The 24,056-nt window shown below is 42.0% G+C and carries 23 protein-coding genes; 14 read left to right on the top strand and 9 right to left on the bottom strand.

Features of this window, described 5'->3' with window-relative positions:
- Positions 1–587 precede the first annotated feature (587 nt).
- The 4 genes from MA_RS05250 (at position 588) to fumC (ending at position 5,524) form a co-directional block, all read left to right on the top strand.
- Entirely contained in the window at positions 588–1,394 is an 807-nt protein-coding gene (locus MA_RS05250; protein WP_011021040.1) for a hypothetical protein, read from the top strand.
- A 670-nt stretch (positions 1,395–2,064) separates the two neighbouring features.
- Complete coding sequence (locus MA_RS05240; RefSeq protein ID WP_011021039.1) at positions 2,065–3,165, top strand: alkene reductase; 1,101 nt, start codon at positions 2,065–2,067, stop codon at positions 3,163–3,165.
- Between the two features lie 447 nt (positions 3,166–3,612).
- Positions 3,613–4,005, top strand: coding sequence for a malic enzyme-like NAD(P)-binding protein (locus MA_RS05230; protein WP_011021038.1), 393 nt, complete (start codon positions 3,613–3,615; stop codon positions 4,003–4,005).
- A 34-nt stretch (positions 4,006–4,039) separates the two neighbouring features.
- Positions 4,040–5,524: a class II fumarate hydratase gene (gene fumC / locus MA_RS05225; protein ID WP_342636662.1), complete on the top strand. Its 1,485-nt coding sequence runs from the start codon at positions 4,040–4,042 to the stop codon at positions 5,522–5,524.
- Positions 5,525–6,170: 646 nt separating this feature from the next.
- Here fumC and MA_RS24395 read toward each other — a convergent pair.
- The 5 genes from MA_RS24395 to MA_RS05195 form a co-directional block, all read right to left on the bottom strand.
- Positions 6,171–6,746 carry a methyltransferase family protein gene (locus MA_RS24395; protein ID WP_052279113.1) on the bottom strand — a complete coding sequence of 192 codons (576 nt, stop codon included), beginning with the start codon at positions 6,744–6,746 and terminating at the stop codon, positions 6,171–6,173.
- Positions 6,747–7,060: 314 nt separating this feature from the next.
- Positions 7,061–7,948 carry a class I SAM-dependent methyltransferase gene (locus MA_RS05210; protein WP_011021035.1) on the bottom strand — a complete coding sequence of 296 codons (888 nt, stop codon included), beginning with the start codon at positions 7,946–7,948 and terminating at the stop codon, positions 7,061–7,063.
- A 733-nt stretch (positions 7,949–8,681) separates the two neighbouring features.
- A complete protein-coding gene (locus MA_RS28435) occupies positions 8,682–9,200 on the bottom strand; it encodes a hypothetical protein (protein WP_226990772.1) in 519 nt (172 codons plus the stop codon).
- A gap of 714 nt (positions 9,201–9,914) precedes the next feature.
- A complete protein-coding gene (locus MA_RS05200) occupies positions 9,915–10,655 on the bottom strand; it encodes a class I SAM-dependent methyltransferase (protein WP_011021033.1) in 741 nt (246 codons plus the stop codon).
- Between the two features lie 182 nt (positions 10,656–10,837).
- Positions 10,838–11,590 carry an AAA family ATPase gene (locus MA_RS05195; RefSeq protein WP_048065023.1) on the bottom strand — a complete coding sequence of 251 codons (753 nt, stop codon included), beginning with the start codon at positions 11,588–11,590 and terminating at the stop codon, positions 10,838–10,840.
- 437 nt (positions 11,591–12,027) lie between these two features.
- Between MA_RS05195 and MA_RS05190 the strand changes: the two genes are divergently transcribed.
- From MA_RS05190 to MA_RS05170, 6 genes are all read left to right on the top strand, one after another.
- The gene (locus MA_RS05190) at positions 12,028–12,480 is read left to right on the top strand and encodes an alpha/beta fold hydrolase (protein WP_011021031.1); all 453 of its coding nucleotides are present in this window, start codon (positions 12,028–12,030) and stop codon (positions 12,478–12,480) included.
- 542 nt (positions 12,481–13,022) lie between these two features.
- Positions 13,023–13,844 (top strand): alpha/beta fold hydrolase, encoded by an 822-nt coding sequence (locus MA_RS05185; protein ID WP_011021030.1) that lies wholly within the window; start codon positions 13,023–13,025, stop codon positions 13,842–13,844.
- Between the two features lie 31 nt (positions 13,845–13,875).
- Positions 13,876–14,109 carry a hypothetical protein gene (locus MA_RS28430; protein WP_226990771.1) on the top strand — a complete coding sequence of 78 codons (234 nt, stop codon included), beginning with the start codon at positions 13,876–13,878 and terminating at the stop codon, positions 14,107–14,109.
- Complete coding sequence (locus tag MA_RS28425) at positions 14,078–14,371, top strand: DUF302 domain-containing protein (protein WP_011021029.1); 294 nt, start codon at positions 14,078–14,080, stop codon at positions 14,369–14,371. Before MA_RS28430 ends, MA_RS28425 begins: the two co-directional genes overlap by 32 nt.
- Positions 14,372–14,484: 113 nt before the next feature.
- Positions 14,485–14,973, top strand: coding sequence for a nuclear transport factor 2 family protein (locus MA_RS05175; protein ID WP_226990770.1), 489 nt, complete (start codon positions 14,485–14,487; stop codon positions 14,971–14,973).
- Positions 14,974–15,385: 412 nt separating this feature from the next.
- Entirely contained in the window at positions 15,386–16,105 is a 720-nt protein-coding gene (locus tag MA_RS05170) for a polysaccharide deacetylase family protein (RefSeq protein WP_011021027.1), read from the top strand.
- A gap of 143 nt (positions 16,106–16,248) precedes the next feature.
- Here the strand turns inward: MA_RS05170 and MA_RS05165 are convergent, their stop codons facing one another.
- Positions 16,249–17,103, bottom strand: a complete 855-nt coding sequence (locus MA_RS05165; protein ID WP_011021026.1) for a MerR family transcriptional regulator — start codon at positions 17,101–17,103, stop codon at positions 16,249–16,251.
- A gap of 332 nt (positions 17,104–17,435) precedes the next feature.
- On the opposite strand from MA_RS05165, the gene MA_RS05160 reads away from it, so the two are divergent.
- Complete coding sequence (locus MA_RS05160) at positions 17,436–17,984, top strand: YkgJ family cysteine cluster protein (RefSeq protein WP_048065022.1); 549 nt, start codon at positions 17,436–17,438, stop codon at positions 17,982–17,984.
- Between the two features lie 120 nt (positions 17,985–18,104).
- On the opposite strand, the gene MA_RS05155 is transcribed toward MA_RS05160, so the two are convergent.
- On the bottom strand, positions 18,105–18,845 hold the full coding sequence (locus MA_RS05155) for a site-2 protease family protein (protein WP_011021024.1): 741 nt from the start codon (positions 18,843–18,845) through the stop codon (positions 18,105–18,107).
- 249 nt (positions 18,846–19,094) lie between these two features.
- On the opposite strand from MA_RS05155, the gene MA_RS28420 reads away from it, so the two are divergent.
- Both MA_RS28420 and MA_RS27880 read left to right on the top strand, forming a co-directional pair.
- Entirely contained in the window at positions 19,095–19,238 is a 144-nt protein-coding gene (locus MA_RS28420; RefSeq protein WP_226990769.1) for a DUF433 domain-containing protein, read from the top strand.
- Between the two features lie 51 nt (positions 19,239–19,289).
- Positions 19,290–19,520 (top strand): hypothetical protein, encoded by a 231-nt coding sequence (locus MA_RS27880; protein ID WP_162013056.1) that lies wholly within the window; start codon positions 19,290–19,292, stop codon positions 19,518–19,520.
- Positions 19,521–19,610: 90 nt separating this feature from the next.
- Here MA_RS27880 and MA_RS05145 read toward each other — a convergent pair whose 3' ends face one another.
- A complete protein-coding gene (locus MA_RS05145) occupies positions 19,611–20,330 on the bottom strand; it encodes a CDGSH iron-sulfur domain-containing protein (RefSeq protein ID WP_226990768.1) in 720 nt (239 codons plus the stop codon).
- Between the two features lie 897 nt (positions 20,331–21,227).
- Here MA_RS05145 and MA_RS29625 point away from each other — a divergent pair.
- Positions 21,228–21,416: a hypothetical protein gene (locus MA_RS29625; RefSeq protein ID WP_345939368.1), complete on the top strand. Its 189-nt coding sequence runs from the start codon at positions 21,228–21,230 to the stop codon at positions 21,414–21,416.
- A gap of 754 nt (positions 21,417–22,170) precedes the next feature.
- Here MA_RS29625 and MA_RS05140 read toward each other — a convergent pair.
- Positions 22,171–23,322: an ISH3 family transposase gene (locus tag MA_RS05140; protein ID WP_011021021.1), complete on the bottom strand. Its 1,152-nt coding sequence runs from the start codon at positions 23,320–23,322 to the stop codon at positions 22,171–22,173.
- Between the last annotated feature and the right edge of the window lie 734 nt (positions 23,323–24,056).

The following is a 24,056-nucleotide window of genomic DNA, read 5'->3' as shown; positions in this document are numbered from 1 at the left end:
CTTGACACGATGTGCTTTTTTAATCATATACTATATTGATTACCAGAATCTGTCAAATTTGAGTTAGAGTATTAAGATTTTTGTTTTGCCTTTTTTGGACTCTACCACTCCTGATCATTGAGTCTTGAAACGGTAAAGAGCTGGCCGGGCTCCCGGCCGAGCTGGTTGATATGTCACCCAGATTGGAGACATAATCGAGGCGGACGCGGTATTGAATATTTAGTGTCTATTTTATGTCCTGTAATCATATAAAAGTTCAGACTATTTGGAATTGTGGAATAGTTACAAAGAGTTATAATAAGTAATAAACTATTTAGTGATCCTCAGAAAACAGATCATCATGTAGTGGTTAATTTTAGCCATGTTTGAGTAAATGTATTTTGAATTTTTTTTGATATTTCAGGTTTTAAGAAAGGTATATCCTGCTAAATAATATAAAATCAGAGGTTCCTCAGATGAATAAACTCCCCAAAATTTTAAAATATTTGCTGTTGATATCTATAGGTTTGATTGTGCTTTTTTATGGGAGCCTATTTGTGCTTTTTATGTTAATTGGTAGTTCTGATCAAGCCTCTTATTATGGGGATATGGTTGATATCGGACCCATCGATTACAATTCCATTGTCACAAAAGCAGAGAAAGCAGGATATGACCTCAATGGACCATATACCAGACTGGACGAAGCAAATTTAATAGAACCCGGAAATGTCGAATCGCTTGAGAAAAGGTTTAAAATAGACTACAGGGCATCAAGAGTCGAGCTCTACTACAACTTAAACACGTATCTCGAATTTAAAAAAGATGAGAATAAGCAGACACTTGTAACACTCTATAATTATTCTCATCATAATGACGCCGGCGCTATTACGCCTCAGATGCCTTCCATGTTTCCGGACGACTCCTGGATGCTTAAAACGCTCGGAATGAGTTTAGAACTTAACGAAACTGATTCTGAGGAATTTCTTAAAAAGCTAAAGACTGAGGCACCAGACCAGAAGGGGTTTGTGAGTCTGGCTACAAATGAAAATGTGGATTTTCCAGCAATCTATGCCTACCTGAATCAAAGCAGCACAAAAACTGTCACTGGACCTGATACGTGGAACGAAGACAAATATGAGGACAAATTTTATAGAAATAATAAAAAGATTGGGTACGTAAGGTTTGTTATCCCTGAAACTACCATCAGCCGGATACATAATTCCAATAAATACAATATCTATGTGAGCAGTTCGGGACTTATACGTCTAAATATTGCAATGCCTGCAGGCAGCGCCGGAAAAGAAATCCCTGAAGAGGAGTACAGAACAGTATTCAGGGAAATGTTCGAAAACCTTGGCCTACCTGTCGAGAAAGTTGATGAAATCGAATTAAATTACAGTCCAAGTATCTGGTGAGATTCCTCTCACTCTATTAATTTATGTTTATTGAGTGATGACAATTTTCTTCAGGGAACCACAGACCAGGAGCATCTGGAGGCGGAGGGAGGGCCGTGGAGCGGAAACCAGTGAACCCCCAGGAGCACCCCCTAATAAGAAGATGCGAAATCCGAAGGACTCCCTGGCTCAACTTTTAAACTTGAGTTGTGAGTACTGTGCAGCTACGAAGGATGGACAATTTATAAACCCGACCGTAGCTGGAAAGAATTCTCATCCTCCTCAGATTACACAGTACCGAATGACACTCAAAGTACCAAATGACACTCTAAGTATCGAATGACACTCTAAGTATCGAATGACACTCTATTTTATAGACTCACTACCACTTTTACAAAACGCCATCTTTGACTTTTCAAAATGTAATTTGGTGGTTTAAACACCCGATAATTCATCAGGCAAGCTACGAATATTTAAATAAAAATTCCATAATAATTATCATATAAGTTTTCACCCGGAGCTCGTATTTAGTGATTCAGGGTTAAATTGTATGCGTTGCGCAATGGGGATTGTACCAGGCGCTGAGACAATAACCAGAACCAGTTCAATGACTGGGGGAGCATTGAAGAGATCAATGAGATTCTAAGAATCCGGGTAAAAAGATAGCTATTGATTTTGCAGGCTTAATGAGATGGTCATCATGGCAGAAGACACGGACCTTTTTTCACAGTATCGGATGGGCGATTTAACGCTGCCAAACCGCATGGTGATGGCGCCGATGACTCGCAGCCGCGCAGGGGATGACGACATCCCGGTCCCACTGACGGCCACTTACTACGTGCAGCGAGCCTCGGCCGGCATGATTATCACCGAGGGTTCGCAGGTTAGCCCGCAGGGTGTAGGCTTCATGCATACACCGGGCATATACTCTGCAGCACAGGCCGCCAGCTGGAAGAAGATAACGGATGCCGTCCACAAGGCTGGAGGCAGGATTTTCATCCAGCTCTGGCACGTAGGAAGAGTTTCCCACTCCGACTTACTTGGTGGCGCTCTGCCGGTCGCTCCATCCGCACTACCCGTCGAAGGCTATATCCACACACCGGGTGGAAAAAAACCAATTCCGGTGCCCAGAGCCCTAAAAACCGACGAGGTGCCGGACATTGTCAGGCAGTTCCGGCAGGCGGCAGAGAACGCCAGAGCCGCCGGCTTCGATGGTGTAGAGATCCATGGCGCTAATACCTACCTGCTGGATCAATTTCTGCGGAGCGGGTCCAACAAACGAACCGACAAATACGGTGGCAGCCTTGAGAACCGGGCCCGTCTGCCGCTTGAGGTCACAAAAGCCGTCATAGAGGTATGGGGTGGCGACCGTGTCGGCTACCGTATCTCTCCGCACAACATCGCACACTCTATGTCGGACGCAAATCCCGGGGAGACCTTTTCCTATTTTGCCAAGGAGCTGAACAAAACGGGTCTGGGATACCTTCATTTAATCGAACCCATAGGAGGCCGGTCGGGGTTCGTGCCACCCGAGGCACGGCTTGGGCCTATTCTGCGCAGAATTTTTGAAAGGACGTTCATACTGAACGGTGGCTATGGCCTCCAAAGCGGGAATGAAGCCATTGACAGCGGTGAAGCTGACCTGATAGCCTTTGGAGTGCCTTTCCTGGCCAATCCTGACCTGCCAGAGCGTTTCAGGCAGAATGCGCCTCTGAACGAGCCAAAATTGGATACCTTCTACGTGGGCGGAGAGAAAGGCTATACGGACTATCCGGCACTGGTCAATAGATGACGGGGCTCAAAGCGTGGTACTGTAGATATGTATAGTTTGCGGGGCTAACCTTCGACTGGCTTCAGAGCTTACTGAAAATTTATCGCAGCCTCCGTAAACTACATGGTACTCGTTAGTAAAAAATCTGTAAACTAAGCTGTGATGAAGTATCAATTCCTGGTCATACGAGTTGCTCAGATGGAGGAACAATATTAAGCAAAGCAATTTAAGGACAGGAGGGGTGCCTGCAAGGAAAGATGGTTGTTGTCACAGGTGCTTTCCGCGAAATCGGCAGTGCTACGGTTATCGCCTCTGCCCACGAGGGGGCGAGCGTAATCGGCATCGACATCTGTGCGCTGGTTTACCCGCGTTCAGGTGTCAAGCCTTCGATCCCAGAAGACTTGAAAGAGACAGGCAGGATTGTCAATGATGCCGGCGGACGGTAGCTGGAGATAGTCCTCGACCAGCATGACCTGCGACCCTGCAGGTGGCAGAGCTATTAATGCAGCCGGTGTTCAATTCCCTCCAGTTCATTATAATGGTGACATTTTTCTGCCCGGGCAAGCGAATAATTTTTACACATATCCGGCGGTTGGCCTCGCGGTCTACGTCACGCGAGCAAAACGCGCCACTGACGAGATGTTCATCAAGGCCGCGAGGGCAACGGCAAACCAGAGAACCGATGAACAGCTCAAGAAAGGTTTGCTATTCCCACCTCAAAGCAGTATTCTGGAGACCGAAGTACGCACCGCCGTACAAATTGCCACTTTAATTTTCAATCGGGATCTAGCGAGAGTGGATCAGCCAGAGGACATCAACGTCTGGCTCCGAGCGACGCTCTACAAACCCCAATACAGCTAATCCATCTATAGGAGGGCAGAATTTGCCGATTAACGTGGATATACAACGAAAAAATGCCGAAAAAGTGCCTTCAATCCTCGACCTGCCTATCGGTACTGGAGCGACTGGCAAACGAAAAGAAAGCGATTCTTTGGGGGAGGTTGAGGTTCCAGCCGACCATTACTGGGGGGCTCAGACCCAGAGGTCTCTGATTCACTTTTCCATCGGCGACGACTACATGCCAAAGGAGGTCTATCATGCTTATGGGTACGTGAAAAAGGCAGCTGCTCTGGTCAACGAAGCCGCCGGAATAATACCGCCGTGGAAAGCTGAATTGATAGCAAGGGTTGCAGATGAAGTTATCGCCGGTAAACTCGACAGCGAATTCCCGCTCTATGTCTGGCAGACTGGCTCAGGCACTCAGTCGAACATGAACGTGAATGAAGTCATCAGCAATCGCGCCATCCAGCTCGTGGGCGGAAGCCTCGGCAGTAAGCACCCTGTCCATCCTAATGACGATGTTAATATGAGTCAGTCGTCCAACGACACCTTTCCAACGGCCATGCACATTGCAACTGTGCTCGAATTCAGCAACCGCCTCATTCCCGCAGTTACCGTTCTTGAAGAGTCCATATGGGCCAAAGCACGGGAATGGGTGGATATCGTCAAGATAGGCCGAACACATCTTCAGGACGCAACCCCACTTACAGTGGGCCAGGAGTGGTCTGGCTACGCCACACAGCTCGATGACGCGTTGGCGTTTGTCAAGCATTCTCTCCGGGGATTATATCGGTTGGCCATCGGAGGCACTGCGGTCGGGACCGGCATCAATACCCCACCAGACTTCGGTGAAAAGGTTGCAGATGAGATTGCCAGGCTCACAGGTCATCCATTTGTCACAGCTCCAAATAAATTCGCAGCTCAGGGCTCCCTTGATGCAATGGTAACCTCAAGCGCGGCACTGCGTACATTAGCAGTCGCACTGATGAAGATTGCAAATGACCTGCAATGGCTTGGTTCGGGACCGAGGTCGGGTCTCCACGAGCTTATCCTCCCAAGTGACGAGCCGGGAAGCTCAATCATGCCTGGGAAAGTCAATCCGACTCAGGAGGAAGCCATGTTAATGGTTTGCATCCAGGTGATTGGGGAAGATAATGCCGTCGCATTTGCCGGGTCACAGGGAAACTTCGAGCTTAACGCAATGTGCCCGATAATCATAAATAATGTCTTACATTCTGCGCGCACTCTCGGCGATGCTTGCGTAAAGTTCCGTGAGTACGGAATCAATGGAATCATGCTCGACAGGAGTCGTATCGACAAATTTGTGGGCACCTCCCTCATGTTAGTGACAGCGCTTAGCCCTGTCATAGGCTACGACAAGGCTTCCGCAATTGTCCAGCGAGCACTGGACGAGAATACGACACTGAGGGAAGCTGCAGTGAAAGGAGGTTTCATCAGCGCGGAGGATTTTGACAGGATTGTGGATCCGAAGAAGATGGTTGGGGATCCGCGACACGACCTGAAGCTGGCTTCAGAGTAGAAGTATAACTTTACCGATTTTCTTTTGTTATTTATTTAGACATTCGGTACTGTAAGGTATTCTGGGAATGGGTATATTTATGGGCTCTACACTAGTACATCGATTCCAAATTATGGGAAGAATTGGACTTTGAAATCAGCACTGGTCAATGTTTTTTCTATGAGAAAACTACAAGCGGACAAGAATAAACACGAATTGAAAATATTTGTGTTCACTTGTTTTTATTCATGGTTTATTGAGGATATATGGAATCGATGTACTAGCTTGAAAAAATTCTCATCCCCGAAGACTTTGCAGAATTCCCCCAGACTACAAATTGCCTCTTTGCCTTAAGCAGGTACTGATATCTTCATACCTTTTTATCACCAAGACGATAAAGACTTTGTATGACAATGGGGATTTTATTCTGCCAGAGTTTTTTTGATGTCTAATTGTCTATCACGGAAGAAATGGTTGTATATCCCGGAATGAGTTCTGCATCGGACCGGCCTGATTTTGTTTATCAGATTCATTTATTAGGCCTGGGCGAGCCTGCCACTGCTGCAGTTCGGTAGGGGAGCTGCGGCGTACACCCCCCGTGAGAACCGCTACTTGCACTCGTTGCGTGAAGCTAGTGTTATGCGAAGACCTACAAAAAATGCATACTTTAAAAAACCCAGGGAATGAGTGCTTTAGTTTTATGCATATATGCAATGTATTCATCCCCAAACCTTTCTTTTAACTTTTTTTCCTCAATTGGAATGCGAAATAAAATTGTTATTAGTGCTATGCCTGTTCCAATCCATGCCCATTTGCTACAAAAATATATATTTGTCCCTATCAGGATACAAAAACCAGAAAAATACAATGGATGTCTGACTAAACTGTAAATGCCTGAGGTGACTAATTCTTGCCTGTTGGTCTTTTCAATAATAGGTGACCAGTTTGTTCCAATTTTTCTATTAGCAAACCATGCAACAACCCAACCACCTGTCACAATTACTGTCCCAATAATAATCGATGTTATAGGCAATACAGTATCTTCTCGTAATGCAGCTTCTAACAATGCCAGCCCCATTGCGAAGGCTGTTGCAATCACAGCAACTATTGCAGTATAATCTTTAACTATATTTCTCCATTGTGAGAGCTGTTTTCGTCTATTATTTTTTCGTTGCCTTTGGGAAAGAAAACGGCCAGTTACCGTTAGTACGATATAAATAACTATAGCTGATTGCATATCCATGCACATTCTTCCTTCAGCACTTGACCAATCCAAACTATGATAACTTTGTATTAGACCCAGGATTTCGTATAACGGTATGGTGTTCCTAACGTCCCCCGGCCCTAAAAGCGATGACCGGGCCTTACATACCTTTTATGTTAGGCCCGGCGAGCCGGATCCTGCGGTCTTGGGCTGGGAGGTGGGCACGGCTGGTCTTCAGCCCTTCCTCAAATACTACCCCGCTGAACTTACTAATCCGCGCCTTGTGGGAGTGCATCCTCTCTGATGTGCGGCAGGCTATATATTCAGAGCAGCCACGGACGGCTGCCCTTAAATTATCCCTTTGTTCCATATGAAATTATCATCGTTGGCGCAAATATAGTGTTATATTCAAGCCCTTTTTCTCTAAAGCACCTGCTTATGTAGTTCTCTGACTCTACCTGTTCTTGTGCTTCTTCAATAGTCAGTCCTCTATTTACCAAACCTTTTACAGCATTGTCTAAATTGTTACAAATGCTGCCAAATCCTTCATTACACAGTAAATTATATAGTAACTCCCTATTTTCAAGGCACAAATCAGGATTTAGATATCTCACACAATCGCTAACCCGGCTATTTACATTTTTCAATCCTAACTCCCTCATATAAACAGGTAGCTTAATCCCAATATTGCCATCTTTGCCAGTTCTATTTTTATCCATTTTATAAAGTTTTTGAAGTAATCCTAAGTTTATAGACTTAAACTCTTCCAGCTCATCAATATAGAAATTAGCCATACATGAGTTCCAATGGGGTTCAATGCAAATAATTTTCCCATTATTTTTTACACAATTAATCATGTTTAGTAGTACTTCCTTGGGGTCAGGTAAATGCAATAGTAACGCCTGGCAAATAGCAACATCATATTTCATTTCCCATAACTGAACCTGCTCTACATCACTTACAATAAACTCAGTATCATAAGGTAACTTTGAAAATATTTTTTTTGCTTCTTCAATTAATTTCTCTCCCTTATCAATTCCAATGTATGTTGACCCTTTTGGAAGTAGCGGTAAAAACTTTAAACCCAAATAACCTGAACCGCAACCAAAATCAATGATTTTGATTGGATTAGTAAAGCCCCATACTTTGTAAATCAGAAATTCGAGATAGTCATCATTAAAATATAAGTATCTACTTGTTTTTAAATAATCAAGTTTTGTATCCCAATAATACTCACTCATTATTCATAGCCCCTTAAATACCATTTACGCCCGTGGACAGGCGCGCCTTTATGTCGAATCCCAGAGAACATTTTCGCACTTCCGACGTCTTCTGACCTTAAGGCGGTGATGACCAGGCCTTACATAACTCTTATGCTAGGCCCGGATGAGCCGGGTCCTGCCGGCCTTGAGTCGGAGGATATGCCGGACATCTTCAGCCCTTCCTTAAATCCGGCCCCCATCTGAACAAGCTTATCCGCACATTGCGGGAAGACTTACTGTTAGACGGATGGGCGGCACCCTTCAACTGTAAATCACAAATTTCCTTAATACAGCGTGTACATTATGATGAGAGGAATTAACATTTCCATACTGAAACGTTCAATGACGCCTCAGTCTCTCTCCGACAAAATTAATATTTCGAGGGACATAATGGATTAGCACTGGCCCTTTTTGCACCTCGACACATGTACAATGATATAATATTCCAATTACCACTATACCTTATTCAGGGGGCTGCCACCTTTTGTCTAACGGCCTGCAGTCACAATGTCCCTGAACCGGATCAGCCGGAATCGCCCCTGGCGGTGAGGTGCTTCGCACCCGGTGAAGGAATGTGGCGCGGCAAGTTCTTCTTGTCCCTTCTTCCCGCGTCCCTTGTGTGAATTCAGTGTTCGATGACGTATCCTGCCCCATTATTCAGAGTGCACCACGGATGGTGCACCCTTTAAATATTCCCCCTAACATGCTAATATTAGTAGATCTGCTTTCTGTTTAACCATCTCACAGGTCTTGCTTCGATATAACCTCTATATCCCATTGGAGCAAGTTGGAACCTTGGTCCATCTTCATCCGCCCATTCAAATCCATGAATCTCAGGTTTATAACTTTTCATAACTTCCCATAACTCATGTATTGCTTCACCAAACTTTGAATCTTCAAAAGGCTGTCCCTGGAATACCAGCATCTTACATGGTGAAAGATCTATCAATTCGAACCCTTCGGGAATTTCGCCAGTATAATCATGCGGAACCTCAACGCCTTGAGCATATATCGACGTCTCCGGCTTGCGCAGATTTTCTGGCATCCACATTCCAATAGGTTCATAGATAGCCCCTTCAATATTTGAAAGCGTTTCCCACACATCGCACCCTACTTCTTCGCAGTATTCAAAGTAATTTGTTGCTTTAATACCTCGTTTTAAAATTAGTCTTCTTGCAGGACGATCAACGACTTGAACAAAAACGGTGTTTGTATTAGTATTTTGGTTCATGTTATTTCCTCCATTTTGTAACATGAGGTAGCGTTCCAGGATACAGCCAGATATAAAAAGCTTCAACAGAGGCTCATTTTTGCAATAATATTGCGGTGTCATTCCTAATTGCTTGGAAAATACTCTTGTAAAAGCCTTCACGAGAATCAAAAACAAAGTCAAACGCCACATCAATTATTTTTGCATTATCATCTCTCAACTTGATAGCTGATGGGACAGCCGAAGTTCAAATATGTTCAAACGGCGTTTTACCTGTTAATTCCTTGAAAATCCTTGCAGAATGTCAGGGTGAATATTTTTCTGCTTTTGCAATTATATGTAGGATATTGAATCTGTAATATGCTCATCAATATAATCCTACATACGTTGAACAGCATTTATCTATTCCCAACTATCCACTTTTTCTCCTCCTGTATAAAGAGTAACATAAAACTACTAATGTTTACTTGAATTGCTTTGTTAAAATTACCTCAGGACAAAACACGCAGGATGAATGAATAAAAAAAGCATAAATTAGCTTCACAAAATCAAACACATATACATCAAAGTGTATTTACCATTTCTCTGTGTGCCCGACGGCTGAACCCGAGCACCTATACGGCCACATTTCGTAGAACTTCCCGCGTCTTCCCAGCACCCCCTGTCCTAAAGCGATGCTCGGGCCTTACATAGTTCTTATGTTTAGACCAGAAAGCCGGGTCCTGCGGCCTTGTGTTATTTCTTTCGCGCCCTAGTAACTAAAAAGTTGGGTTTATGTAAGTCTTTTGCAGAAGAAGGGTCTCTTTCGATTGTTTCCTTTGTAGGAACGGGTTCCAGCATTTTTTCGATAATGAAGCCAGCATCAATTAAAGCGTTGATAATATCCGAAAAAGTCCTATGGTATTTCGTGATCCCGTCCACTATCCACGATACAGTTCGTTCTCCACTGATCGCATAATCGGTCAATGCATAGTGAGTGATCCTTCCATCTACGTTCTTAAACCATTTCGCACCGTTTTTTGGTGCTGTTGTAAGCGGATGTTCCTGAGAAAAAACAAAAATGCCATTATCTTTCAACAATGAGTTCACATTACAGACCAATTTATTAAAATCATTAATATAGTGCACTGCCAAAGAGCTTACAACTACGTCAAACTTCTCATTAATGCAGAAAATATCTTCCATACACATATTCTCATAAAAAATATTATCTCCACTGTTTTCATTATTGGCGATAGCAAGCATTTTTGAAGAAACATCTATACCGACTACCTTATTAGCACCCATTTTGGAAAACATGCTGCAATTTTCTCCATAACCGCACCCTAAATCCAGTACTTTTTTCCCTTTCAATTCTGGTAGCAGGCTAAAAATAGCTGGTTTTTCTTCCAATATATTTGCGCTGTTAGGATTTTCGCGAAGCTTTTTATAGCCCTGAAAAAAAACTTCATTATCAAATATATTTTGTGGTTGCATACTTTCCCTCCAAAAACATATTATTCCTGCGCCAAAAGGTGTGGTGCGTCACCGGCACACCCGCATTTTCAAATCTTCTTTCCGGGTTTGTGCCCTCGCGGGAGCATAGTGTTATCTGATACCGAACTCCCCACAAAACCGGGTCGTCCACGAATGACCGAGTCTTGAACTTCACCCCCTTATCATTCCAGTAAGATGCTAAGCATCTTCTGTGTATTATTTAGAAAAGACTGCGTAACCTGATAATGTTCCGTTTCTTTGTAACCTATTTGTTCAAATCCTTCTTTAATTTGGTAGATCACGGCCTGGGGATATGCCATTATTATTGGTGAATGCGTTGCAATAATAAACTGGGATCCTTCTTTTACTAAGTCATGCATTCTGGTAAGCATAGACATTTGCCGCGATGGTGATAACGCTGCTTCAGGCTCGTCCAATATATAGATACCTTCACCGGTAAATTTATTTAAAAATACTGCGAAAAACGATTCTCCATGAGATTGTTCGTGTAACGAACGGCCACCATAAGAATTAATTATGGGAGGCCCGAAAGATGCTTCATTATCCAGGTCATCAACGTTTGAAGCAAAATTATAAAAGCTTTCTGCCCTTAAGAAAAAACCAGTCCGGGGTTTTTTGGTACCTTTAACAACTTTTATATAACTACTTAATTTAGAATGTGTTGCTCTGGAGGTAAAATTAAAATTCTTTGTTCCGCCTTCTGCATTAAACCCATATGCAACAGCTATCGATTCTAAAATTGTAGATTTCCCGGAACCATTTTCTCCAATAATGAATGTAACTTTGGGATGAAATGATAGTGACTGTAGATCTTTTACCGCAGGCAAATTAAACGGATATTCAGAAAACGAGGGTACCTTTTCTCTATCTAACTCTATATATCTTATGTATTGTTCTAATTTACTGGATTTCATCAATTCATCTCCACGATAAATAAGTCTACGAAACCATTCTTAAGTAATTAGCGGCATGATGTCGCATGCGTTTGGTTTCATATAGTGAAAATTCCCGATGCCCTTGACCCTAAGACAATGACCGAGCTTTAGATAACTCATATTTTTAGATAACTCATATTATCAGTAGTTCCGATAGGATATAGTTCCGAATGGCTGAAATAGCCAATTTCAGTACTTCACTGATTTTACTCTTCATAAAGTGACTTTCAGGGTACTGTGCGGTTTGCCGGAGACTGCTTTGACTTCTTCGATCATCTAGGACTGCACGATGCGGTGTTACTCGGTCATTCGGCTGGTTGTACCGTAATTTGGAGCTTCATCGACCTGTTTGGGCAGGACTGCATTCGTGCGCTGGTGTTCTGCGACGAGATGATCGCGGGAATAAGGCGACCCGAGTGTGGTCCGAGGCAGAGTGCAGGCGGTACTGGGCATCGAGCGGCGGAGACGAGGCTCTGGCCCTGGCTGCCACCATCGCCGGACGGGAAGGCGAGCAGATGCTACGTAATTTCCTGGCCAGCATGTTCACTCCGGAGTTCCCGAAAGCCGACATTGCCAGGGTCACTGAGGGCAGTCTGAAAATGCCACGCAGTGCCGCGGCAAAACTCCTGCTCAGCGTGATGCAGGCAGACTTCCGGGATGTGCTACCCCTGATCCAGAGGCCCACGCTCTGCATCGGCGGAAAAGAAAGCCACCTTGGGCCCGAGGTGATGCCCTGGATCACCTCGCAAATCCCCGGGGCGAAGGTGGCCATGTTCGATACGCGCCACTTCGTTCACCTGGAGAAGCCAGCCGAGTTCAATGCAACGGCGTGCACTTTCCTAAAAGAGGTCGATGCTGCCTCGCAATGAATCCTGACATGCAAACAGCTTCTGACTAAGCTAAGCCATTATATAGTTCCTCTGAAAACTTCCCTCCACGCCCACATGCTCATGAAGTAAGCAGATATCTGGCAGCCATTGACAAGAAAGAAGAAAAGTAGAATCCGTTGCTGCCATAAAAAGTGTGGTATATGTGCATTGTTAGCAGAATCTTCCTTTGAAGGTTCTTATTTGAGGAGATAGCCAGGAGAAAGTTTGGGTTTCTTACAACAGTCCGGACTACTTAATGAAGCGGCACAGTCTGCCTCAGGAGCTGCTGCAAAATCTATCTATCGTAGAAACATTGGCAGCTATGGTAGGTGGGTAGCATTGAAGCCCTTGCTTACTTTGAGGTACAGAAATCAGAAACGGATCTGAAGCTCCAGACTAGTTCGAAAAACCAAAGCTGTGAATTAAATTTAAAAGAAAACTCGCATTTCAGTGACAGATTTGCCCAGTTTTTTTAAAGACTATTAATATTAAGAAGAAGTTATTCTTGAGATATTATATGATTTGGTGACAGATATCGTTTCATGACCGCGATTACGACTAAAGACGGTACGAGAATCTATTATAAGGACTGGGGCAGTGGACAGCCGGTGGTCTTCAGCCACGGATGGCCGCTGAATTCGGATGCTTTTGAAGACCAGATGTTCTTTCTGGCTTCCCGAGGATATCGATGCATCGCCCACGATCGCCGTGGTCACGGGCGTTCGAGCCAACCGTGGAACGGTAACGACATGGATACATATGCAGACGACCTCGCGGAGCTTATTGAAACGCTCAACCTGAAGGATGCAATCCTTGTTGGACACTCAACGGGAGGCGGTGAAGTCACCCGCTATATTGGTCGCTACGGCACAGATCGTGTGGCCAAAGCTGTGTTGATCGGCGCTGTGCCTCCGCTGATGCTCAAGACACCAGCTAATCCGGCAGGCACTCCGATCGAAGTGTTCGACCAGATTCGTGCAAGCGTCAAAGCCGATCGTTCGCAGTACTGGAAGGATCTCAGCCTGCCGTTCTACGGCTACAACAGGCCGGGCGCCAAAATCTCGGAAGGCGTGCGTGATTCATTCTGGCTCCAGGGGCTGATGGCCGGATTTCCGGCCTCATACTTTTGCATCAAAGCTTTTTCCGAAACGGATCTGACGGAGGATCTCAAAAAATTCGATGTTCCGACTCTGATCCTGCATGGCGATGACGATCAGATTGTGCCGATCGGCGCCTCAGCCATGCTCTCATCCAAGCTTGTCAAGGACGCCACGCTGAAAGTCTACAAAGGTGCACCTCACGGTATGTGCACAACTCATAAGGACCAAGTCAACGAGGACCTGCTAGCTTTTTTCAAAGCGTAAGGTCGGATAATAAAGTGGAAAGGAAAACAACGTGAGGATCAGAAAGGTAGAGATTGAACGGCTTAGCGTGACATCTTCCAAGCCTTTCGAGTTAGTCGTGACAGCGCTCGAAGAGGCTATTGGGCATCCGGATATGGTCGAGTTCGTGAAGGCAACTCAAAGCGTAAGGACCTTTGCCGAACTGGAAAGTACGGTCCACAGGGGGTCTCGGCAGGACGAAGATGGCGATGTTCATGAAACTCGATCACGGCGAAATTCTGCGTAAGGAGACTGAGCTCGACACGCCGAAAATCGTGCGCTTTTTGATCGGCAATCCGCTTATCATGAAAGAAATGGCAAAGCATATCCCCGACACTGGATCTTATGCTCCGGTCACAATTTCGGGGGATGAGGGGCTAGACGGCGTGAATTTGCCATATGATAAGATGGTCAGTCTCCTGGACCCTTACGGAAACCCTGATGCTCTTGCTATCGCCCTATATCTGGATTCGAAAATCAAGAACTTTCTTCGTGAATCTGCGATGTGACGATATGTAACGATACTACTGTTAGGCCACTTTCGCATCGCCATCAAACGCGCTAAACGCCTATTTACGGTATATCTGACAGTATATCTGACAGTATATCTGACTTTTGACCCATGATCGCGACCACGACAGACATAATGGCAGCTCAAACACAATCCAACAGGAAGAATAAGATGATGGCTCAAACACAATCCGACGAGGACAAGAATAAAGAAATAGTGCACGAAGGCTTTACCAAATGGGCAAATGGTACTGGCGACGTTTTCGACCTGCTGGCTGATGATATGGAATGGACGATTATCGGTAGTAGTCCTGTTTCCAAGACCTACACCAACCGCAAGCAGTTCCTGGAAGAAGTCATAACACCGCTCAACGAACGATTAAGCGTGAAAATAGTGCCCAGAGTGAGAGGCATTTATGCCGATGGAGACATGGTAATTGCCCTATGGGATGGAAAGGCCACAGCCAAAGACGGCAAACCATACAACAACACTTATTCCTGGTACATGACCATGAAAAACGGACGTATTGTAAAGGTAGTGGCGTTCTTGGATACTATCTCCCTTGCAGATCTATGGAAACGCATACCAGTGAGCAAATAAGTCAATAAATAATTTTCAACAGAAGCAGAAAGAGAGGGGAGCGCAAAAGAATCTGTGCAACAAATTGAAAGGATATTGTTATGTCAGAGGGAAATGTGCATCGTGCACTGTTGAATGACAAAACCGGAAAAAACCGCTCCGAGGGAAGAGGGGGACTTCTTCTTCGCCGCAGAGTTCGATGCCAGTTAAGCTGGTAGATGCGCTCAATCTCGTTTTCGGCAAGTAAACTTACGGTCGTGCAGTCCGTGCAGAGGGTATCGTGCTGGAGGGAAAATTTCTTCCAACCCCTGGAGAGTATACAAACCTCTAAAAAATTCTCTCCGCGTCCGCATACTCACGAAGTGAGCAGATATCAGAAGGCTGCTGGCAAAAAGGAAGGAAAGTCAAGCAAGAACTTACACAGGTATTTACGATGTCAAACAAAATAATTGTAAAAGGCAATCCTGACAGCCCTAATATTGCTCTGACCTTTGATGACGGTCCTGGCAGAGTAACTCCGTGTATTCTTGATTTACTTCGAAAGTATGGAGTTAAAGCTACATTTTTTTGTCTTGGCTGCTGTATTGAGAAAAACATTGCTGCTCAAAATCATGATGGAAAATACATAACGGGCAGTGAAGTTGTCAAACGTTCAAATGGCGAAGGCCATCTCATAGCCGTTCATTCTTATGATCATCGAGCTCTTCCAGAACTTGCTGATGAAGAAATCCTTAACAAAGAATTGGCCAGAACCAAAAATATAATCACTGATTTGATCGGAAAAACCCCTGTGTACTTTCGACCTCCATATGGAAGTGTTGACGATAGAGTAAATAATATAGCAAAGGCGTTTGATCTAAAAATCATTTTATGGAGCTGTCGCTCAGCAGATAGTTCTACCGAACATGGTATTATTCTTGACGGAGCGCTCAAATACAAATACGGACCAGTAGAGATTTACAACAACATAATGAGAAACACTGAAAACGGATCTATTATTTTATGTCATGATGGACACAGTGGAACCCACGACGCAAATTTCGGGATTGTATCGGCTTTAGACAGAGCGATCCCGGAATTACAGCAAAAGGGGTTTAATTTTGTAACAGTAGATGAATTATTGGCGACTGGAAATTACGTAATCCGAGATTGAAATACTGGAAATTACTTAATCCGGGATTGAAATAGAGAATTTTTTCTAATCTCATCTGCACTGATTAGACAAAAAAGAAAACTGCTCCAGAATTCCGGAGCTGTACGAAAACTACGCAATACAGGAAATATACTGCAGAAGAATTACCTCTCTCTGAACTGAACCTGGACTTCAGTCATTAGTTCTTCTTCCGGGACTTCAGCAGGGTCATTAAAATATAATTCCCTGCTTGGCAGAATTGTTTCCAGGCTATTTTCCTCTGCAAAGGAGAAAATCCTGTTGTATGCTACTTCAACTTCATGGTACGGGCCTCGATAGATAACTGAAATGGCCTTCATAGCCGGCAGTGTCTTTATCTCCATTTTTGGGTCTTCAACTGAGACCCTGCCTGAGACCGGAAGTGTGATCTCTATGTCCGCACCTGTTTCTTTGTATTCCTCATCGTGGCAGAGGAACATTATAGGGCCTGTAGTTTTTACGCGGTTACGCTGGTTTTCAGGACTGCTGACGCATGCACAGATTTCATTTATTAGCTTTCCTATGGTTACTACAAAAGTTCCTTTTTCACGCTTGCCCAGGACTCGAAGCTCTGGAATCTCTTTAATTACGGGTTCTGTAACTGACATTTTGAATATCTCCATAACTTTTCCACTATGTTTGCAGGCGCCCTGCAAAATGCTCTCAATCCTCTGCAGCTGCACAGCCTCCAGCCGGACCTCCTCAAGCCTCTTCCTGAAACAGGTCTCAATAAACTCGGAATTTCCTTTGCTTTCTGCGTCCAGAAGCGTGGAAATTTCCTCAAGGGAAAATCCCAGGAAAGTAAAGGTCTTGATCTTCATTCCCTGCTCGATCTGAGGAACCGTGTAATAACGGTAACCTGTAAAGGAATCTTTTATTTCCGGAACGAGCAGCCCCTTCCTGTCGTAGAGCCTGAGAGCTTTCCGGGAGAGACGAGTCATAAAGGAAAACTTACCAATTGGAATTTGATCGATTAGCATCTTGCTCAAAACCTCAATTGTCCTGAAATTAGATAAACTGCCTTACTTTTCCCTGGGGGAAACTTCGTGTGAACGAAGAAGAAAGGAGTAAAAGCCTCTACAAATGGTTAAAAACAGCTGCGTTATATCTTTAATTATGAAGTCGTACAGGCTTTACAAAGTATTCGACTGCGTCAGCCTTGAACAATAGGCACTTTTACAGGCAAATAGGAAATGGGAAATAATTTTGGGATAAATAAGTTTTTATCGGCATCTAAAGTCCTCATAATATAGGGCAATTGATAGCAATTATAAACTTAGCATCTCTTTTTTCTTTCAATCGGGTGAATGCTATGGATAGAAGACAACGTTTTAAAAAACACGACTGGTTAATCTCAAAAACTCAAAGCATACTTGAACATTATAGCTGTCCTGAATCATGCAATGCGAGTTGCTGCAAAACTCATATTATTGATTTTCGTAGAAAAGAATATGAGAGAATCTTAAAAAATGTAGATAAGGAAAGTGCGAATATATTAAAATCGAATGCGGTAAAGTCAGAGTTGGAAGGATGTTATAAAGCGATCGTCGGGAATTGTCCATTATTGATAAATTCGAAATGCAGAATATACGATAATAGGCCGGAAGCATGTAGAAGTTTTCCTTTTGTAATTATTCCGGATGAGGAAGCAGGATTCGGTTTAACGTTGTTATTGTGCCCTATGTCCGTTAACATAATTCAGGATTATGCGCAGTGGTATGAATCGGTAAACTCGACAATGCATAGTCGACTAAATGCCTTGTACGAACAGTATAAAAACATAGACAAAAATAATGATTTTTGTATTGAAATGAAAGAGCATAATTTAGATTCGTTCATAGAATTTCTTGAAAAGAGGTAATTATTATTCGTTTCCTTTTGGTATAACTATCAAATATACGGCTATGTTTTAATATTATGTTGAAATTTAATAATAAATTACCGATAATCTGATCCATACATAATTTTTAATGATATATAATTATTTAAATCTGGCAATGCTATGGAATATATCTTTAAAATCAAACGAATTATAAAGATATATTGCACTAATTGTTAAAGATAAAACCAATATACTATATATAAATATAAACTTTATTTTACTGGGTTTATCCAGCTTGTAATAAGGATCAGTTTTGTATTTCATAGTAAAATAATATGTTTGATAAATACCTGCTACTATAATAAAAAGCAATAGTATCTTACTTTTTAAACTATTTAATAATATAAACAAATATATTAAAACTGGAAATCCGATATAGCATAGAGTAGGAGAGATTGCTTCAGCTATCTGACCACCATCAAGAGGGCTTACAGGTATTAGATTACCTAAATTTAGTATTATTGAAGTAAAAGTTAATACTAAAAATGTATTATTCCCTGTAACATAATAAACTATGTAGTAAATGAGCCCAAGTAGGCCTCCAAATAACGGCCCTCCCATTGCAATAAGTGCATTTTCTTTACAATTTTTAGGATTTTCATGAATTATATATGCTCCAACAGGAGTGAATCCTCCAAAAGCAACACTTACTTTTAAAAATTTTGCTATAATATAATGACCTAATTCGTGAATAACAAGAATAAATATATATCCTACTGCATATTTATAATTTATAACAAATCCTAATACTAAAATTGATAAAGAAACAAATAAACTATTGAATAGCACCTTTTTTAGACTTAATTTCTTAGTTATATTTTCATCATTTTCTTTTTCCATAATCTACTTCACCTCTAAGAGGTTCTCAAATTAAAATTCTGCCTTAAAAAAGTATTCATAGAGTCATTAACCCACTTTCTGTTATTTTGGCGGTGTCGCGAATTTGCTGTAAATTCAATGTCAAATTTTTGGATACTGTACGTGAAACTAATCTATTGATTTCGAATTCTTGACTCAAAAACCTCTTAAAATTTGGAATTTTACAGAAAATTGGCACACTGCCTGGCAGAATCTTAACTGAATCAATTTGTGTATAAAAAAAGCATTGTAGAGATCTATGAACTGGAGAAAACATATGTTATCGACCCCGCAGTCCTTACAGGCAAGCATATTATCAAAGGTACACGCCTTGCAGTAGAGTTTATTATCGACCTGCTAGCTCATGAGGACTGAGTCGGAGATCCTCCGGAACTATCCCGGCCTGGCCCATAATGATACTCAAGCATGTCTGATGTATGCGAGCGATTTACTCAGGACAGAAAGGGTTTCTCTTGTAGAGATTTATCAGTAAGTAGACTGATGCGCCTGCTGGCAAACGAAAATATTCCTCTGAGCTTGCTGCAGGCTGATGAGACTTTGGCAGCATTTGTAGATCCAGAAGGAGTTCGAGGATATATTGAAATAAAGAAGGATACCCTCGAATTCTCTATTTTTTATCGCGGAATAGCCCATTGATTGCTTTCATATTGGCTTCTGGATTGCCTGAATGTTACGCGAGACTACTATTTCAACAAGTTAAGAATCTCTATGAATCAAGGAACTCACTCATTCCAGGCCCCACTTCTTCCTGAACTCGAGCTTCTGCTGACTGTTCATCCAGTGGCTGCCGTCACAGTAGGGCTTGTTCTCTGACTTCCCGCAGCGGCAGAGGGTAACTCTGTTTCGGGATTCGTACATGCTGCCATCTGCAGATTCAATGGGGATACCACCTCGAACCCAGAGGGGGCCTTCACAATTTTTTTGTTTGTCGTGAACCAGTACAATAGATGGTTCAAATTCTTTTTCAAAGGGTTTGCCTGTCTTCTTGTCCCACAGGACCAGCCGTCCCGACGGGCAGATCATGGCTTCCTCTATGGCGGTTTGTCTGGCTTCCGGGTCATCTGATTTTTGTATAAGATCCCTTATTCCGCCAGACCGCTGGCAGAAACGGGAATGATCACAGAGCTCGGGGGCATCGGTGAGCTTTAGATCAGGACCTTCAACCGTTTCCGCTTTTTCCATGTAAGGCTTTCTGCTGGCTGTTTCGCTACCGTCAAAACCGATCTTGCTGTGGGTCCCATCACAGAAGGGCTTGTTTTCGGATGAGCCACAGCGGCATAAAATATAGGATTCCCGCCGGGGGTATTCCTTTATATCAATTAATTCCCTGGTGTGGCCGGCGTCATCGGTAACAATTACCTGTTCCAAAAGCGGCACTCCACCTGTAACCCGATACGGTCCGTCTTTGACTATCTTAATCCTCATTTCTTTTTCATTGGCTGCCATTATCATAATCCCCCATTACCTCTTATAATGCAGTACTTGATGTTTAGTCTGACTATTCGTCTCTTTGATGATTTCTATTGTTTTCCGATTCGTACTGTCTCCAATAAAAGAGCATGTAATAGGATTGATTAGATCCTCAACCAGGCAATAAGATGGTTACTGCTGCGAACATATTCGATAGCTATCAGCTCAACTGACGGTTTCAAGACTGAGGGAGAGGGATCAGAGACAGACGATGATTACGGATTTCTAAATCTCACTTTTCCACTGGAGATAAAATAAGGTTTATCAAGTCTAAGGGTGCTGGGTGAAACAAAAAATCTTTTAACTTTTCAAAACATATAAGGAAGCGTGGACAATGAAAGTGCAATCATTGGTTCTGGTACAGGAGAAATAGAAGTTACGAGTCATGCTGTAACAACGAGTCATACTGTAGCATTATACGGGATACCGGTTGTTTACATTGTTATTGTAGCATTATTTGTATTATTTATTTTATATTTATACTGTAGGATGACAAGAAAAGAAAGACACCGTATGAGTAAATCGAGTTACTTAAAATTGTTTTTTGCTTTATTTATCCCGCTATTTTTTTATAATCTGTATAATATGTATAACAGTTCATGGTTTTACAATGTCTATGCCGAATCGTGGTGTAATACTTTCTGGTTTACCCATACTATTTTTATTATTAAGAATGCAAGTATTGTATCTATATTTGAATCTATCTTTCCGTATTTATTCATAACTCTGAGTATATTAATAATAAACTGTTATCGTAAACCAGCTTAGAGGGGGTCTTGAAATTAAATTTTTATTGCAAAAACATTTGTTTATTCTGTCATACACGGATATATGAAAGCTCTCCCTAAAGCTGTAAAATAAAAGTTCGTTATAATGATTTCTCTACATACACGCTCAAAGACTATCCCGGTCTGGACTTCAGATATCTTCGTAATTAGGAGGACAGATATGCAGCTACTTTCTGAGTTTATCGGAAGTCAAAAAATAAGGCTTGTGGATGTAGGGGTTTCAAGACTAAGGGAAAGGAATAAGGGGCAGACGCTGATTACGGATTTTGCATAAATGCGTTTTCATTAGAAAGATTAAAACCTACTGTAAGGGATATATCCTTGCTCAGCGCCTCATCGTTATGCGTTCGTATTATAGTTCTATACTGATTATAGTTCTATACTGATTTATAGTTCTATACTGATTTATAGTTCTATACTGATTTATAGTTCTATACTGATTTTCGTATTTACGACTACGATAATTATAATAAGTTGTAAATATAATATAGCATTAAGCTTTTGCTAATTAGCTTTGAAAATTAGCTGGCGCCGTGGCAAACTTTAGTGTTTTTGCTAGTATTAGAAAAAACTAGCATTCCGCCTGACGGCGAGGGATAGGAAAGAGTAAATGATCCCGCCTTACAAACGGGTGATATTCTAACTATCCATGGACATTATTTTAAATATATTATAAAAAGAGCCTTAAAGAGTATTAAAATGAGCTTGCAGGTAATAAATATCTATCCAGTTCCCAAATTTCTTATTTGAATATCTCAATCTCATTCAAATCTCAAGGGTTGATTGCTGGGCTATTATCCGAAAGTAATGTCAATATGGATTTTATCCAGGAATGCTTCAGAAGCGACAGCTCCCACGACTGAAGTCGCAGCATCTATGGAGTTTCAACCAAAGCTACACTGCCCTGGAGCGACTATTTAGTCCTGTCTCGCTTTCATCGTTCATTTTTCTTTTCTCCTGCTAAGTATACCAAGTACTATATCAGTACTTCGCTAAAAATCTCTCCTCCACCTTTCACTCACCTTCATTTACCTCAAACACTCCACCATTAACCTAACTCTCAACTTTCTTTTCAACCATTCCTCAATTAGAACTACAAACATTCTAAATCTGAACTTGTCCTCATCTATTACCTGAGGGCCTCTTTTGACAATCGTAAAATGCTTTTTCTGAAGAAATAGCCATACGTTTTTTAACAGGAAAGATATCAGTGCATAAAAGTACCTGATACTGGCGTTTTTGGATGAGGTCTTTGGTTTAACTACATTTCTCATCCTGTACGACGATTCAATAGCAAATCTTCTTCTGTAAACCGTACTGACCTTTCTTGGAGACCATTTGACTCCAAAAACCACAAAACCAAGGTTCTTACGTCCCTTTTTTCCTCTTTTGCCTTTCAGATACTTGACGTCAATTACAATGTCCAAAAGAATATTTTTCTTAGAGTTCCCCATAACATATTGTTCATTACGCGCCTTATTTCCCTTAAGTAGTTTCTTCATCCGCTCTCCTTTTTTAATAACCGGAACGATGTGTGGAATCTGCTTACTTTGCAAAAATTTAAAAACGTCAATAGTACAAAACTCTCTATCCAGGCAGAGAATTTTAATTTTAAAGTCCAGTCTTTTGATGAGATCAATGAAATGGGAGAGATATTCAACCTTTGTCTTTTTCTTTTCGACAGGAAGAACTGATAAGGTAAACCTCTCAGTTTTGTTAATGATATAAAGGGAGACATACGAGTAAAATGAGTTTGTTGACTTTTTAGCCTGTCCACCTATTACATATTTCTCGTTAGATGAATCTTTTTTCCCGTAATAGGGATCATTGGTATAATCGACAGCGAATTCGTAGCTTTTACCTGTTTTTAGGGTTTCTATTAGTTCTTGAAGGAGAATCTTTTCATTCGATTTGATCAGTTCATCCATATCCAGTTTCTTAAGGTGGTATCGAAGAGAGGTTTCACAAGCAACATCCTGATACTGTGTTGAGACTGAATGAACAGAATTCCTGTTGACTGCCATACTTACAACAGTACGAAAAACGTCTTCACTTGTAAGGGAACCATTGATCTTTATGGTTACATGGTCATTGAGAGGTCTTAATACGGCATCAATACATTCTTTTGCCTTTAATTCAATTTTAGGGGCATATCCAGATTTATATGGCGGAAAAGACATACGGAGGCAGATTTTATCACATATAAAGGTATCGAACAGCCTCGTTTATGAGGAAATGAAAATTAGAGAAGTACTGTATATCCAGACTTCCTATACACGCCCACATCACAGCTATAACTATATAGGGAAAGTATCCACCGATAAAATATGCAATAATAAAACCAATTGCTATAATATAACTCAACGAGGCAATCACGAACCATATGTTTTTTTTCGTCTTATCTCTCTCCAAATTACTGTTCATTATTCTTTCATAACTTTTAAGCCATCATTCTCAATAATTTATTACAAGAGACAGATTGTTCAATCCTAAAATTATTTTGCTTTAAGATTCATCATCCCGGGATGAACTCTACTCCACCCCATGTTCGTGTAGATAACGCTAATAATTTCAACGGTGAAAAATAGGAGAGTTTTAGGTGTAGGGATCAAGCAGCACCTTGTTGATTATGAAAGAGTTTTCAATTTTTTTTAAAAATTCATTTTAAAACGTCCCCCCACGCCCGCATGCCCACGAAGTGAGCAGATACCGGACGGTCCCACTGTCAAAAAAGAAGGACAGAACCTAAAAACTCAACCATGAATATGCACAGATTTTATGGTAAAACCTACACACAAAAATAAATTGAGTTTCAATCTCTCTAAAATTAATGGTATAAAGCAAGTTTTGTAAACTAAGCACACTACCTGACTGGACAGTTTCTACGCCAATATAAAATAGAATCGCAACAAAT

The organism is Methanosarcina acetivorans C2A, assembly GCF_000007345.1.
Taxonomy (GTDB): domain Archaea; phylum Halobacteriota; class Methanosarcinia; order Methanosarcinales; family Methanosarcinaceae; genus Methanosarcina; species Methanosarcina acetivorans.
This window is presented reverse-complemented; position numbering and strand designations above follow the sequence as displayed.